This window comes from Aquimonas sp. (genome assembly GCF_044377145.1).
In the GTDB taxonomy this organism is placed as follows: Bacteria; Pseudomonadota; Gammaproteobacteria; order Xanthomonadales; family Xanthomonadaceae; genus Aquimonas.
On sequence record NZ_JBILJQ010000040.1, the window covers coordinates 1 to 14,762 of the forward strand.

A 14,762-nucleotide genomic window follows, 5' to 3' on the forward strand; every position below is an offset into this window, starting at 1 on the left:
GACTGCCGACCACGCGCAACCGCGACATCGACAGCTTGCTGCCGATCGAGGGCTGGGCGCCGATCTGCAACTGAGGCTCAGCACGGCGAGTGGGGAAGCGGTAGGTGGCTTGGGCGGACGCATACGGACGACAAGGCCCGCAGCGCCATCGAAACCGCCGCTCAAACGGTGCTCGATGCCCGCGCGGCCTTCCCCGACAGCACGCTCGCCGACCTCTACGATCCGCTTTCCATGCCGCCGGCCCTGGTCAAGGCCCACCAGCAGCTCGACCGCGCCGTCGATGCCGCCTACGCCGCCGTCGAAAAGGCCGCAGGCCGCAAGGCGCCCAAGCTCGGCACCGACGCCGAACGCGTCGCCTTTCTGTTTGAGCGCTATCAGGCTTTGACCAGCCTGCTGCCGGCCGAGAAGCCGAAGCGCGGACGCGCAAAGCCCAGTCGGAAAGTGGAGGAGGGCGCGGATTGAGTGCGCCGCCGCGCAACCCCTGGCATGAGCTGCCCACTACAGCGCCCTTCGTGCTGCCGTGCGACGCGGCCTGGCTGCCGCTGATGCAGTCGCCCTCGCTGGGTGAGGGCGAGAAAAACTCGGCGCGTGCAGCCTTGAACCTGGATCTGCAGCCGGAACCCTTCTTCGGTCCGCACGCCGCGCCGGTGGTCCTGCTGCTCGCCAACCCCGGGCTGGGCGAGGACGATGCCGGTCATCACCGCCGCGCCGATTTTGTCCACGCGCTGCGCGCGCATGTGCAAAGCGATTCCGGTGCGCCGCACTTCCACCTGCTGGACCCGAGCCACGGCCCGGGTCAGCGCTGGTGGCGCCGTCAGTGCGGCCCCTTGCTCCGTGCGTCCGGCCTCAGCGTCGAGGCGCTGGCCGAGCGCCTGCTGTGCATCGAGTTCTTTCCCTACCACTCCGAGCAGTTTGCGCACGCCCATCTGCGCCTGCCGTCGCAGCACTTCAGTTTCGAGCTGCTGCGGCGGGCGATGCGCCGCGACGCGCTGGTGCTGTGCATGCGCGGATATCGCTACTGGTGCGGTGCGGTGCCGGAGCTTGCGACCTACGCGGGCCTGCTGCGGCCGAACAGCCCGCGCTCCGCAACACTGAGCGCGGGCAATCTGGGTGCGGAGGGTTTCACGCGTGTGCTCGGCGCGCTCGATGTGAGGCTTGCTCCCATGCAAGAGCGGAGTGTTTGAACGCGGGGCCTCGAGCAAGTGTTCACGCCGATGCCGCATGCGGCCTCTGCCCTCTGCGCGCCCGAGGTTGGGCCGCGCTGCGCTTGGCGCCAACCTACGAAGGCCGCGCCGTGGCGCAGTATCTGCGTAGGTTGGGACAAGCCGCAGGTGCGTCCCAACATCGCAGACTCGCAGGTCGCCGCGGTCATGCCTCGCCGCCGCTTTGTCCAGGGTGGGGCTGTTGAACATTCGGACAGGTCAAGGTCATCGCCGCATGGGAATCACCGGCGAGTTCGCCCGCCTCAATGCCAAGCTCGCCAACGTGCAGTGGGCGGTGTCCGCGCGCACGGCCGATGGCATGGTGAGGCGGTCCTCGCCCGCACTGCAGTGTCGGTTGAGTCCGCCTCGACCGATGACCCTGGCCGAGGCGGCCGAGTGCCTGGCCGTGGCGCTCGGAACTGCGCGCCCGAAGTGGATCGAACAACGACTCGCCAACCAGGGCTACGACTGCTTCTTTCGCCTCCGCGGCGCGGGCTTCGACATGGAACTGCGGAGTGAGGACTGGCAAGTCGAGGCGCCTCAGAGCGGATTCCTCTTGCGCGGGGTGTCATCGATCGACTCGGCGTTGCGGCCGCTGAGCGAGCAAGCGGGGTGGCGGATCAGCCCTGTCGCAGATCTCATCCATCAGCCGGTTGCGGAGTAGACGCCGCAGCACTCGAAGTGATTCGGATCGGCGTGCGACGTGCGGGAAGAAATCGCCCTGAGCGTGTCCGCCCGCCGCTTGAAGGACTTTGGAGCGTAGCTGGCTTGGCCGAAGCGCTGATCGCGCAGAGTGCGCACCTTCGCCAACGCTGCTCGGGACCGGTGTAGCAACGCCTCACACCCACTCCCTCCGACCCAGTCTCCACAGCATCAACGCCAACATCAGCACCCCACCGAACAATCCAATCGCCAGCGCTATCTGCGCACGTGCCGGGTCGGCGGCGAGTTGGTTGACGGGGATTTGCCAAGGCAGGATCTGGCCGATCTGGGCGGAGGTGGCGACCACGGCGAAGAAGGTGCCGCCGATGCCGGTGGCGAGCGCGGGCACGAAGCTCGCGTAGCGCAGGGCGATCCACAGCTGGATGGCGATCAGCAGCCAGGCGGCGAGGTAGATGCGGGTCAGCAGCCACAGGAAGCCGGCGATGTCGACGCTGCCGGTCGGGGCGATAGCGGGTTTGATCCAGCTGGCGCCGTAGATCGCAGGCAGGGTGAGCGCGGCCAGTGCGAGGCTCATCGCGGCCACGACGGCGAGCACGCTGACGGCTTTGGCGGCGTACAGGTGCCAGCGCGGCAGGGGCAGGGCGCGCAGGTAGTCCCAGCTGCGCACGCTGTGCTCGGTCTGCGCGAGCAGGGCGGTGAGCGCGGTGACGCTCATCGGCAGCATGAAGAAGGCCCAGATCGCGGCGGCGCCCTTCAGGGTGATGTCCCACTCGGGCGCGGTCTGCAGGCGCAGCAGGTTGAAGAACACGAACACGGCGATCAGCGCAGGCGCGACCAGGGCCAGCAACAGGGCCAGTGAGCGCTGCAGTTTGGCGGCCTCGACCGCGATGGCGGTGCGCAGGCGGGCGCGAGGCGGTGCTGTGGCGCGCGCTGGGCTCATGGGCTTGGTCGGGTTCACGGCGGCGGGCGGATTGAAGGCTCGATTCGGGTTCATGGCGATGAGCTTTCTGCCGGATCGACTTCTGCCGGATCGACGCGACGCGCGGCGGCGCTTTGCGCGGCGCGGTGGTAGAGCGCTTCCAGGCTCAGCTGGCGCGGCGCAAGCCGATGCACCGGCACATCGGCGATGCACAGCGCGTGGTTCAGTGCGGCGCTGGCGCGGCGGCTGTCGGTGCCGGCGGCGAAGCGCGCGATCAGCACGTCGCCTTCGCGAGTGAGCTCCACGCCTTTCGCACGCGCCACGTCGGCGGCGCGCCCCGGTTCGTCGGTCTCGATGCACAGCTCGGTGGCGAGGCTGGAGCGCAGTTCAGGCAGCGCGCCCTCCAGCACCAGCCGCCCCTCGCTGAGGATGCCGATGTGGCTGGCGCTGTGCTCCAGCTCGCCGAGCAGATGGCTCGACACCAGCACGGTGGCGCCGGTGCGTTCCGGCAGCTCGCGCAGCAGTTCGCGCATCTCGGCGATGCCTTCGGGGTCGAGCCCATTCGTGGGTTCGTCGAGCAGCAGCACCGGCGGCGCGCCGAGCATCGCCCGCGCCAGGCCCAGGCGCTGACGCATGCCCAGCGAGTAGTCCGCGACGCGGCGGCGCGCCTGCGCGGCGAGGCCGGCGAGTTCGAGCACGCGGCCGATTTCGCTGGCGGGCAGGCCGAGCAGGCGACGCGCGAGATCAAGGTTGGCCTGCCCGCTCAGATGGCCGTAAAAGCCGTGTGCTTCGAGCAGGGCGCCGATGCGACGCGCGGCGGCGATGCGATCGCGGGCGATGTCGATGCCATCGATCCAGACCTGGCCGGCGTCGGCGCGCAGCAGGCCGAGCAGCAGTTTGATGGTGGTGGTCTTGCCGGCGCCGTTGCGGCCGAGAAAGCCGTAGACGCTACGTGCTGGAACGGTCAGCGATACCGAATCGACTGCGACGCGGTCGCCGAAGCGGCGGGTAAGGCCCAAGGTGCGGATTGCAGCGTGCATGGCGATGGGCTCTGGGATTTAAGTGCGAATTAAATCTAGCGGGGCGTCGAGTTTTAAGTCAAGATTAAATTCGTCTGGGCCTGCGATGGTGCGATTTGAGGTTGGCAACGGGCATGGCGCGCGCTGCGAATGGATGCAGAATCCGCCTCGCGGACGGGCGGCCCGCAGCGTTGCACCTGCACCGGTGATGCGGCCGTACCGACTGGCGTGCGCGTTCAAGTCGCGGCGTGTGGATGCGAGGTCCGGCACGGACAGGATTGGGCGATTGCGCCGGCCGGTGAGCCGCTCCGTGTCACGCCTTGCCCGTCAAACCTCAGCTGCGCGGATCAATCGGAACTGCTGCATTCACCAGGAACAACCTACGCATGAATACCGCGCCACACCTGCAGGCCGCTGAGTTTCGTCGCCAGTGCCGGGTGCTCCGCATCGCCACCGTCTGCGTGCTGATCGGGCTGCTGGCCTTGATCCTCCCGGGCCTGGCCGGTCTGCCGATTGGTTTGGCCGACATCGGCGCGCTGACGGATGCCCAGCGCTGGCTGCTGCGTGGCATTCAGGGATTGCCGGCCGTCGGTTATCTGTGGGCATTGTGGTCGGCCCAGTTCGCCCTGGGTGAGCTGGCCGCCGGCCGCAGCTTCCATACCACGGTTGCGCGCGCGTTGCGCTGGATCGGCCTCGGCGTGCTCGCAGGCGCGCTGCTGCAGGTGTTCGCGGTGATCAACCTGATGCGCTTCGTGCTCGATGCTCCCGGCAGCTATGTGTACTTCGAGCTTTCAGCCATCGTGCTCGGTGTGATCGGCGCCGCGCTGGTGCTGGTGGCTCGCGTGATCGATCAGGCCCGCGCGCTGCAGGCCGAACTGGACGAGATCATCTGATGCCGATCCGGGTGAAGCTCGACGAAGTCCTGGCCCGCCGCGGCCGAACCGCGCGTGAGGTCGCCGCCGAAGTCGGCATCAGCGAAACCCAGCTGTCGCTGTTCCGCAGCGGCAAGGTCAAGGGCATCCGCTTTCGTACGCTGGCGCGGCTGTGCGCGGTGCTCGGGTGCACGCCCGGGCAGCTGCTCGGCTATGAGTTCGATGCGGACGATATGGCGGTCGAGGACGTTGAGTAGCAGCAGCGGAGCACGCTCCGCTCTACTTGCCCGAGGCGAGATCCGAAGGCCTGCCGGACTGCGAACGCCGATGGAAAGCCTGAGCAGCCGTAGAGCCGAGCTCGGTTGGCGCTCACAACGCAGGTAGAGCCGAGCTTGCTCGGCTCAAACCCACGACGCCTGCAGCCGAGCTTGCTCGGCTGAAGCCTGCAACGCGTGAGCGGCCGGGAGCGCTCGGCTGAAGTCGGTGGCCGACCGCAAACGCGGCATGCATCACATGGGAATCGACTGGGTTCATCGCGCGGCGCCTCTCCAGCAGGTCCCGGGTGCGGATGGAGCAGCCAGGGCCCCAGTCGCGGTCCAGTTGGCTCGCCGTCGCCGCGTGCGCTATTCGAATCCGTCAGCGAACACCGCATCCCCCGGCGTTGCACCCGGGCTGGCGAGCGCGAACGGCGATAGCGAATCAACCACGCCGCAGACCTGCCGCGGCGCGCCCGGCAGGTCGATGCGAACGGTGGTGCGATCGATCCACTGACCGTTCTCGCCGTGCAGCAGGCGCAGCTGCAGAAAAGTCCCCGCCGGCAGGCTGGCTGGCACTTCGATGCAGACGGTCATCGGGGGCACGACGCTGGCGGTGGTGGTGATGTCGAAGGCCGGGCAGGTGCCGCAAAGAGCATAGCCGGCCGGCATCGCTGCGGGATCGGGCTGGATCCGCGTGAAGGCGGTGCTGCCCGCGCCGATGATGCCAGCGAACTCGACAGAGACGCCCGGAGCCCGAACGGTCACCGGCGCACCGACCGCGGTTGCCACATCGAAGGCCGGATCGCAGGCATCGCCAATGCCGTCGGCGTCGCCATCGGCCTGCGGGGCCAGCGTCGGGCGCGTAAAGCTCTGAAGGTTGGTGATCCTGCGCAGGCCGGTGCCGTCGCGCTGCATCGCGTACGGCTTGGGGCTGCCGTCGTAGTCGGCCATGAACACGATCTGCGCGCCATCCGGCGAGAATGTGGGTTTGAACTCGCGGAAGGTGGTGTTGGTGATGCGGCGCGGGTCGGAGCCGTCGGCGCGCATGGTGTAGATCTCGCCGTTGGTGGCCGCACCGTCGCGGAAGGAGATGAACACGATCCGGCTGCCGTCGCGGCTGTAGGCAGGCTCCATGTCGATGCCGGCCGTGGTGGTGAGGCGGATCTCGTCGGTGCCGTCGGTGCGGATGCTGTAGATCTCGCGATTGTTGCCGGTGAGCAGGTTGCGCACGCTGTCGAAGGCGATGCGCGTGCCGTCGTGGTTGAACACCGGATTGTTGGCCTGGCCGTTGAAGCCCTGGTTGGTTGTCAGTCGGATCGGATTGCTGCCGTCGGCGTTCATGATCCAGACGTTGCGATCGGTGTTGGCATTCGAGGGCGGACGCGTGCCGAGGAACGCGATCTTCGTGCCATCGGGGCTGACCACCGGTTCTTCGTCGCGACCGACGACGTTGGTCAGGCGAGTCACGTCGCTGCCGTCGGCGTTCATCATGTGGATCTCATAGTCGTTGCCGGCGCGATTGGACGAGAACACGATGCGCCGCCCGCTGGTGTCGAAGCGAGGGTGCACGTCGGCCGCAGAAGTGGGCGTGACGCGCAGCGGCTGCGAGCCGTCGTAGTTCAGCGTCCACACGTCGAGGCTCTCCAGCTCGACGGCGACGCGGTAGCCGTTGGGCACCGCCGGGCACGAATCCGCACCATCGATCACGCCGTCACCATCCACGTCGGGCCGGCCGAAGCCGCGGAACGGCACGTTGTCCGTGGGGCCGCCATAGGTGACCGCATTGCCGCCGTCGAGGTCCATCACCCGCGTGGCGTAGATGCAGTCGCCGGCGGACGAGTAACACAGCTCGAATGCGATCCGGCTGCCGTCGGGGCTGAAGCGGGCCGTGCTGACGAACACGCGGTCGGCCGCCGGATCCTCGTAGAGCGCGACCACGCCACTGCCGTCGGTGCGCGCGAGGTAAAGCACTGGCGGCACGGTGAAGCCCACCGGATCGGGCCGGTTGATGAACAGCACGCGGCTGCCGTCGGGGCTGACCACCAGACTGCTCTTGCCACCGACGATGTCGGTCAGGCGCAGCCCGCTGCCGCCGTTGCCATCCATGCGATACAGGTCGTTGTAGCGCGGGCCCTGGGTCGCGGCGCGACCGGAGGCGTACACGATGCGGCCGTCAGGCAGGTAGACCGGTTCATCGTTGAAGCTGCTGTTGACCCCGGGGTCGGTGAGTGCGACGACCGTGTTGCCGTCCAGCGACGACCGATACACCTGGCGCGAACCGGAGGCCGCAGCCTGCGAGGTGAACACCACGGACTGGCCATCGGGGCTGAATGCCGGCCTGCCGTGCTTGTTGCCGGTGGGATCGTTGCTGACGGGTGGTGCGGACGTCAGCAGGCGCTGGTCGCTGCCGTCGATATCCATCAGCCAGATCTTGTCGTCGAGGTCGGTCGGGCCGCAGTTGCGGCGGAACACGATGCGGGCACCGTCGGGGCTGATCGCGAACTGGTCGTTGCGGCAGCTGCCGCCGGTGAGGTCGGTCAGGTCGGTGCCGTCGACGTCGATCGTGTAGATCATCGACGAGAAGCTGCCCGGGCTGGCCGAGAAATACAGCTTGCGCGAGGCGGCATCGAACTGCAGGTCCTGGATGAAGGTGCCGGTGCTGAATGCCGGCTCCGCCAGCAAGGTGCGCTGCGAGCCATCGAGATTCTGCGTCCACAGCCGGTGGCTGACCGGGCCGGAGAGGAAGTACTCCCCGAAGGCCACGCGCCCGCATTCGAAGCCGGTGCTGCAGTCGACTTGCGCGTGCGCACTCGTTGCCGTGGCGCTCAGCAGCACCAGCGTGCGCAATACCCATGCACGCAGCGGTTGAAGGGACGGAAGGGCTTCGCGGGACATCGGAGGATCCTGGCTGAGGTTGGACGGGGCGGCGCAGCTGCACCTTCCCCAGCAAACGCCGGAAACCGCGGCAAGGGCTCACGTCGCTTCCGCTTCAGCGCGCTGCCGGCAGCGCCGCTTCAGCGCGCTGCCGGCAGCGACCCGAATGGCTCGGCCGTTTCGTCGATCCCCGCCACAGCGCAGCGAGCGACCGCTTCAGCGCGCCGATGTTGATGCCTGCTTGCTCGAATGCGCCTAGAGCCGAGGGTGCTCGGCTGAACCCGACGAGCGTGCTCTAGCGCGAGTTGCATGAGAACTGCCTCACTTCACGACGCGCGCGGCGCCTTGGTGAGGTCGAGCAGGGTGATCACCACGCCGTCGATCATGTTGTCGATTCTTCGGTAAGGCATCACCCGGACCTGGAACTGGCGGCCGTCATCGGTGCGGATCTGTTTTTCCGACGGCAGCAGGGTGTGCAGGGTTTCCAGTGCGTCCTCATGCAGCGCCGGGTACTGCAGGCTGCTGGTGATGTCGCTGAGCGGCCGGCCGATGTCGCTCTCACGCAGGTTGACCAGCTTGGCCGCGCGATCGGTGTAGCGCCGGACGTTGAGCTGCTGGTCGAGAAACAGGATCGCGATCTCGATGCTGTTGAGCACGTTCTTCATGTCGCTCTGCGCCAGCGCCAGATCGTCGAGCTTGGTCTGCAGCTCGCTGTTGATCGTCTGCAGCTCTTCGTTCATCGACTGCATCTCTTCCTTCGAGGTGGTCAACTCCTCGTTGGCCGATTGCAGCTCCTCATTGGTGGACTGCAGCTCTTCGTTCGACGACTGCAGCTCCTCGCGCGATGCGCGGGCCTCTTCGCGCAGGTTGCGGATCTCGTCGTGACACTGCCGCAGCTCGGCCTCGTGTGAGGCTGAAAGCGCGCCCTTGGGCCGCCGCGCGCGTCCGGCCGGCGCGGCTGGGGCATCACGAAACACCAGCATCGACATGCCGCGCAGCGCAGCGGGCTCCTGGAAGGCCTGCAGGGTGACATCGACGACCTGCGTGCCCGCTCCGGTCTGCACCTGCAGCTCGTGCAGCTGCAGCGGTTCGTTGCGCTCGGCAAGCCCTCGCAAGGCCTCGACCAAGGGCGCGCGCAGCCCATCGCGGGCCATCGCGTGGATGTTCCAGTTGGCCTTGCCGGCGGCCGGCTCCAGATAGTTGCCGGTGCGTCCGCTGATGTAGACGATGTCGCCCTCGCCATTGATCACCACCGCGGCCGGCGCGTAGTTCTGCAGCAGGACATCGTCCGCCGATCTCTGCAGGCCGTCGTTGGACGGTTCGGGTGTCTGCGGCGCTGACATGGGGGGTTCCTTGGACGTGCCGCGCAGGGGCGGGAATGATTTCAGCAGAAGATTGGCGCCGCGAATCGCGCCGTCTTCCTGGCGTTCGTACAGCCGCAACCGCGCGTGCAGCGGCGTGAACAGTCGAGTGAGGCGTCCGACCGTCTCGGAGCTACCGAGCAGCAGCAGGCCGCCGCGCCGCAGGCTGTAGTGGAACAGCGGCAGCAGTTTGCGCTGCAGTTCGGGCACGAAGTAGATCAGCAGGTTGCGGCAGACGATCAGGTCGAGCCGCGTGAACGGCGGGTCGAGCGCGACGTCGTGCTGGGCAAACAGCACACGGTCGCGGATGCTCTTGCTGATTTCGTAGTAGGTCGGGTGCGCGACGAAGAAGCGCGCCAGGCGCGGCGCCGAGACACTGTCGGCAATCGACAGCGGATAGCGACCACGCCGCGCGACCCCAATCGCGTCCGGGCTGATGTCGGATGCGAAAATCTGCAGGCTCATCGCTTGCGCTTCCGGCAGCTGGTCGAACGCCTCGGCAAACGCGATCGCCAGCGAGTACGCCTCTTCGCCGGTCGAACAGCCGACGCTCCAGACCCGCAGGTGTTGCTCATCGCCGCGTCTCGCGAGCAGCTCGGGCAGGGCGGTGCCCGCCAGGTACTCCCAGACCGGGGCATCGCGAAAGAAGCTGGTGACGCCGATCAGCAGTTCCTTGAACAGCAGGTCGGTTTCCTGCGCATTGCTTTCCAGGAACTCTGCGTAGGCGTCCACCGAGTCGATGGCGTGGATCGCCATGCGCCGTTCGATGCGTCGCTGCAGGGTGCTGACTTTGTACAGGGTGAAGTCGTGGCGGGTTCGCTGGCGCAGCAGTTCGATGATCTGCTTGAACGGCGCCGCTTCCGGGCTGGCCGGTGTTTCCGCTTTCGGGCTGCGCCGTGGCGTCGACGCGTGCATGAGGACGGCGAGAATGCGGCTCGGCAGTTCTTCGGGCGGCGCAACGATATCGGCGCAGCCCGCGGCGATGGCGCTGCTCGGCATCGAATCGAACTGCGCGCTGGCGGGCTCCTGTGCGGCCGTCAGCCCGCCCACGGCCTTGATCGCCTGCATGCCCAAGGTGCCATCCGAGCCCATGCCAGACAGCACCACCGCCACCGCCTGCTCACCCTGCACGCTGGCCAGCGAGGAGAACAGCACATTGACCGGCAGCCGCAGCCCGCGCGGTTCGGCCGGTGGCGCCAGCTTCAGCGACGCGCCGGCCAGGCTGAGCTCGGTGTTGGGCGGGATCACGTAGACGCAGTCGGCAGCGATGCGCATGCGGTCGGCTGCCTCGCGCACCGGCATCGGGGTGATCCGCTGCAGCAACTCCGGCAGCAGCGCCTTCTGGGTCGGATCGAGATGCTGCACAACGATGAAGGCCAGCCCGCTGTCGGCGGGCACTGCCGCGAGAAACAGCTCCAGCGCCTGCAAACCGCCCGCGGAGGCACCGATGCCAACCACCCGAACCCGCGCTGGCAATACATCGCCAAGCACTGGCGCTTCAGCGAGCGCGCCGGGCGTAGCCGGGCCGGAAGCTGGCATCAGCTGACCGGCGAGACTGAGCCCTGGGTCGCCACCAGCAGAAGGGCCTCGCTGGCCGGCACCGTGCTGACCGTGATCTTCCAGCGGTGGCTGTCGTCCACGGTATTCGCAGGTTGAACGCTGCACGGCGGGCTGGTCGCGCCGCCGCGCGGCAGCGTGTCCAGCAGCTGGGCGAGCCGCAGCCGTCCTTCCGCCGACAGGAAGGCGCCGAAATGGCGACCACTGACTTCTTCACCGGGAGCCTCCAGCAAGGCGGCGCCGGCCCGATTGCACTCTTCGATCTCACCGCTGGGGTTGAGCACGAAGTAGGCGATCGGCGCCAGCTCGTACAGCATGCGGTAGTGGGCCAGCCCCTCGGTCAGTTCGTTTTCGCTGGCTTCGAGTTGAGCCTGCTGCAGATCCAGCTCGACCTGGTGGACCTGCAGCTCATGCAGCAGCTGCAATGCATCGGCGGCGCTGGCAGGCGTGCTGGCGAGCCGGTGCAGCAGGGTGAGGGCCTCGACACTGACGCCCCAGCCGCGGGTCGACGGCGCGTTGCCAGCGTTCAACCGCTGCTGGGCGTCGTGGCGCAGCGTGGCGCGTTCGCCCGGCTCGGCGGTGATCTGGGGCATGGAGTCTCCGGTGTTGGATGGGAAGCAGGCTGCATAGTAGCCCCCGCGGATGAATGCACCGCTGCGCATCGCTGCCGCGACACCGCGAGCAGCCGTGAACCGCCGAGGCTGAAGACCAGCGCGGCGGAACTCACGCTTGTGATGGCTCGTGGCGGTTCGGTAGAGCCGAGCTTGCTCGGCTGCATCTCGAAGGCACGAAGAGCCGAACTTGCTCGGCCGCATTCTTCCGGCGGGCGAGAACATCCGGAGGCGTCGCTACACCAGCGGAGCAAGCTTCGCTCTATACGGCTGCGGTGTCAGTGCCCGCGTTCGCCTCAGATGCTTGGTGAACGCGCGGCTGCGCGCTCAGCGCAGCGTCCAGTCCGTCAGGATCTGATCAAGGCCTGCGCTGGCGGCCTGGACTCGGATCTGCAGGGCGCGCCGGTCGGCAGCGCGCGTGCATTCAAGTTCGAAGGTGGCTGACCACGGTGCTTCGCCAGCGGGCGTCTCACCGGGCGCGCGTCGACGCAGCTCGCCTTCGGCGTCGATCAGTTCCTCGCGCAGCTGCATCGCCTGCCAGTCGGCGTCGTCGCTTGCGCGCACGCACACCTGGCACTCGTCGATCGGGCCGTACACATTGCAGACGCTGATGCGGGCGATGAAGCTCTGCCCGGGCAGCGGCTGCGCGGGCAGGGCAGTGGCCAGCAGGCTGGTCTCGCCGGTCAGTTCCCACTGCGAGGCCGAATCGCGCACGCGCAAGAAGCCGTCATCGTCCGCGCTCGCCGGCAGCGCGCGGGCGTCCAACTAGGCCAGCTGCTCGGCGGGGATGGAATCGCGCTCGTAGTCCTGTGGCTCCAGGTTGACGCCGTGGGCCAGCAGGGCCTGGATCAACTCGGGCTGCTGCAGGCCGAGCAGGTCGCGCACCCAGAAGTCCGGCGCCTTCTTGCGCACCAGGGCGGGGTCCAGCCCGGCTTTGAACAGCACGGCGATCAGCTGCAGACGTTTTGCGGTCTGCGCCGCCATCGTGTGCGCGTCGAGATCAAATGCGTCCAGCTGCGCCTGTCGGGCGCGGACTTCAGCGCGGGCCGCCGCCATCTGCGTGGCGACGTCCGTGCCATTGTTTGGATCGATCACGATCGCATGCGTGCCCGGTGCGCCTCGGCGACGGGCAAGTCGCCAGGCCAGCGGCAGCCAGTCGGCCAGTCCATGCTGCAGCAGCAGGCTCGATGTGCAGGCCTCGAACAGCGCGTGGGCCTGCTTGTGCAGGGCGGCGTTCGGATCGAAGCCGGCGTCCAGCATCGCGGCAGCGCGATCGGTGTCGAGGCGCGCGCAATTCAGGCACATCAGCAGCCGTTTCGCGCCGGCGCTGAGCTCGGCCTGTGCGGCCAAGGTCTGCAGGGCTTCCGGCTGGCCGAGCAGGCGCTCGATCAGGCCCTCGGACAGCACGAGCTTGCGTTTGTGGCGAACGCAGAGGCTCACCAGCGTGTCGAGCAGGGGCAGGCCGCCCGCGTCCAGACACAGCTCGGCTTCGCTCAGGCCCAGCAGGTCCTTGCTGCCCGGTTTCGCGCCAGCCTGCAGCAGCTGTTCGATCGCGAAGGCATGGCCGAGGCGACAGGCCTGCAGCAGCGGTGTGCGCTGCAGGCCGAGGTCGTCGCCGAAGCTGCGGCGCAGGTCGGCCTCCAGTTTGGCGATGCCGCGACGTGGATCCAGCGAGGCCAGCAGGTGCCGCAGCGCGGGCTTGAGCTCATCGCGCGGCTGCGCGGCGACCGCGTGGCCTGCCTTGCGCGCGGCCAGCGCGGTGACGACCTCGCGGTGATCGCTGAGCAGGGCGATATCGAACAGGCTGCGATTGCGGGCGTCGAACTGGCCGATGTGGGCATCGGTGATGTCCTCGGCGACGCTGGGATCGCGCGCTTCGATCCGCGCCACGAATTGTTCTGGGAGCATGCGGATGGAGTTCCGGTGGGGCGGCTGTGGGCGTGCATCGGGGCGAGATTGGGGCGGCAGTGTAGCGGCGTCGTGCTTCCTGAGGGGTGGTGCGCGGGCGCGGTCGCCGGTGAGAATCCCACTGGAGTTCCGCGCGGCGCCGAGCGGCGATTCGCGGTGACAACCGACGTACGAATCGGCCTGCTTGCCGGGGCCGCGCTTGCGCTGTCAAGCCTTCCTGAATTCGAGTACATGCCCATGAGCACACCGACCTTTTTCGCGAATGCGCTGGCCTTCCGGCGGTGGCTCGCGGCCCACGCCGATTCGGCGGCAGAGTTGCTGGTCGGTTTCCACAAGGTCGGCAGCGGTATGCCCTGCATGTCGTGGTCGGAATCGGTCGACGAGGCGCTGTGCGTCGGCTGGATCGACGGAGTGCGCCGGCGCATCGACGATGCGACGTACTCGATCCGATTCACCCCGCGCAAACCGCAGTCGATCTGGAGCGCGGTGAATATCGCCAAGTTCGCCCAGCTCGAAGCCGAGGGGCGCATGCAGCCGGTCGGTGCGCGCGCGTTTGCGCTGCGCAGCGAGGCGCGCTCGGGCGTGTATGCGTATGAGCGCGAGGACAGCGCCGAGCTGTCGAGCTTGGAGCTGGCTGCGTTCCAGCGCGATCCGGTGGCCTGGGCCGTCTTCGAGCGCACGCCGCCCAGCTATCGCAAGGTGGTGCTGCACTGGATCACCACCGCCAAGAAGCCCGAGACCCGCGCCGCGCGGCTCGCCAAGCTGGTCGAGGCCAGCTCGGCGGGGCAGCGTTTGAGGTAGCTCTGGCGTGACCTTGTCCGGTGCTGCGGCGCGGCTTGCTGCGAAGCCCGCATGGTCTGTCGGTCTACGCAACTTGGCTCTGAGTCGCCACGCATCGAAACGCTCCGCCGCGCTATGCGGTGCCTGCGGGATAGGCTGCGGTGGCGCTGCTCGCGTTGGATACGACTGTCGACGATGTGGTTTGGTGGCCGCGGCGAGGTTCTTGTCTGCGCTCCGCCCGAACCCTCTCCCCAACCCCTCTCCCACGGGGAGAGGGGCTTGGAGCGTGGATCGCGGAGTGAGGCGTGAGCGTGTGCCTCGGTCGGCCCCTCACCCCAACCCCTCTCTTGTGGGGCGAGGGGCTTGAAGCGTGGATCGCGGAGTGAGGCGTGAGCGTGTGCTTCGATCGGCCCCTCTCCCCAACCCCTCTCCCACGGGGAGAGGGGCCTGGAGCGTGGATCGCGGGGTAGGGGGAATGCGGGATGTGCTCCCCTCTCCTGTGGGAGAGGGGTCGGGGGAGAGGGTTCGCAGGCCCTCACCCGCCACATTTGCCCCAGCGCAGCGTCGGGCTTCGAGGCCGCGGAGTCTCCGCTGCCTCCCGAAATCTTCGCTGACGGCTTCGCGTGAGCCCGCAAGCCTATGCAGAAGACTCGCCTTACTTGCATGCCGCGGGCCTCATTGCAACTGCGGTCGGGCTGCAACTGCCCGTCGGTTGCACGGTCGTTTCGGCGGACGTGGG

At 67.9% G+C, this 14,762-nt stretch carries 13 protein-coding genes; 6 read left to right on the plus strand and 7 right to left on the minus strand.

Annotation, left to right across the window (positions count from 1 at the left end):
• The 3 genes from ACIQ7H_RS12855 to ACIQ7H_RS12865 form a co-directional block, all read left to right on the plus strand.
• A partial coding sequence (locus ACIQ7H_RS12855) for a type IIL restriction-modification enzyme MmeI (protein WP_395792062.1) occupies positions 1-462 on the plus strand: 462 nt, incomplete at its 5' end.
• On the plus strand, positions 459-1,184 hold the full coding sequence (locus ACIQ7H_RS12860) for a hypothetical protein (RefSeq protein WP_395792064.1): 726 nt from the start codon (positions 459-461) through the stop codon (positions 1,182-1,184). The genes ACIQ7H_RS12855 and ACIQ7H_RS12860, both read left to right, overlap by 4 nt.
• Before the next feature lie 253 nt (positions 1,185-1,437).
• Complete coding sequence (locus tag ACIQ7H_RS12865; RefSeq protein ID WP_395792066.1) at positions 1,438-1,866, plus strand: hypothetical protein; 429 nt, start codon at positions 1,438-1,440, stop codon at positions 1,864-1,866.
• 174 nt (positions 1,867-2,040) lie between these two features.
• Here the strand turns inward: ACIQ7H_RS12865 and ACIQ7H_RS12870 are convergent, their stop codons facing one another.
• Positions 2,041-2,859 (minus strand): ABC transporter permease, encoded by an 819-nt coding sequence (locus ACIQ7H_RS12870; protein WP_395792068.1) that lies wholly within the window; start codon positions 2,857-2,859, stop codon positions 2,041-2,043.
• Entirely contained in the window at positions 2,856-3,824 is a 969-nt protein-coding gene (locus ACIQ7H_RS12875) for an ATP-binding cassette domain-containing protein (RefSeq protein ID WP_395792070.1), read from the minus strand. Before ACIQ7H_RS12875 ends, ACIQ7H_RS12870 begins: the two co-directional genes overlap by 4 nt.
• A 365-nt stretch (positions 3,825-4,189) precedes the next feature.
• Between ACIQ7H_RS12875 and ACIQ7H_RS12880 the strand changes: the two genes are divergently transcribed.
• Together ACIQ7H_RS12880 and ACIQ7H_RS12885 are read left to right on the plus strand one after the other, a co-directional pair.
• Entirely contained in the window at positions 4,190-4,696 is a 507-nt protein-coding gene (locus ACIQ7H_RS12880) for a DUF2975 domain-containing protein (protein ID WP_395792072.1), read from the plus strand.
• Complete coding sequence (locus ACIQ7H_RS12885) at positions 4,696-4,932, plus strand: helix-turn-helix domain-containing protein (protein WP_395792074.1); 237 nt, start codon at positions 4,696-4,698, stop codon at positions 4,930-4,932. The genes ACIQ7H_RS12880 and ACIQ7H_RS12885 overlap by 1 nt, the downstream gene beginning before the upstream one ends.
• Before the next feature lie 366 nt (positions 4,933-5,298).
• Here the strand turns inward: ACIQ7H_RS12885 and ACIQ7H_RS12890 are convergent, their stop codons facing one another.
• The 5 genes from ACIQ7H_RS12890 to ACIQ7H_RS12910 form a co-directional block, all read right to left on the minus strand.
• Positions 5,299-7,827 (minus strand): thrombospondin type 3 repeat-containing protein, encoded by a 2,529-nt coding sequence (locus ACIQ7H_RS12890; protein ID WP_395792076.1) that lies wholly within the window; start codon positions 7,825-7,827, stop codon positions 5,299-5,301.
• A gap of 305 nt (positions 7,828-8,132) precedes the next feature.
• Positions 8,133-10,706, minus strand: a complete 2,574-nt coding sequence (locus ACIQ7H_RS12895) for a chemotaxis protein CheB (protein ID WP_395792078.1) — start codon at positions 10,704-10,706, stop codon at positions 8,133-8,135.
• Entirely contained in the window at positions 10,706-11,317 is a 612-nt protein-coding gene (locus tag ACIQ7H_RS12900) for a PAS domain-containing protein (RefSeq protein WP_395792080.1), read from the minus strand. Before ACIQ7H_RS12900 ends, ACIQ7H_RS12895 begins: the two co-directional genes overlap by 1 nt.
• Positions 11,318-11,662: 345 nt before the next feature.
• Positions 11,663-12,100 (minus strand): hypothetical protein, encoded by a 438-nt coding sequence (locus ACIQ7H_RS12905; protein WP_395792082.1) that lies wholly within the window; start codon positions 12,098-12,100, stop codon positions 11,663-11,665.
• The gene (locus tag ACIQ7H_RS12910; protein WP_395792084.1) at positions 12,101-13,243 is read right to left on the minus strand and encodes a hypothetical protein; all 1,143 of its coding nucleotides are present in this window, start codon (positions 13,241-13,243) and stop codon (positions 12,101-12,103) included. It abuts the gene before it with no gap.
• A 237-nt stretch (positions 13,244-13,480) separates the two neighbouring features.
• On the opposite strand from ACIQ7H_RS12910, the gene ACIQ7H_RS12915 reads away from it, so the two are divergent.
• Entirely contained in the window at positions 13,481-14,044 is a 564-nt protein-coding gene (locus ACIQ7H_RS12915) for a YdeI family protein (RefSeq protein ID WP_395792086.1), read from the plus strand.
• The last annotated feature ends 718 nt before the right edge of the window (positions 14,045-14,762 follow it).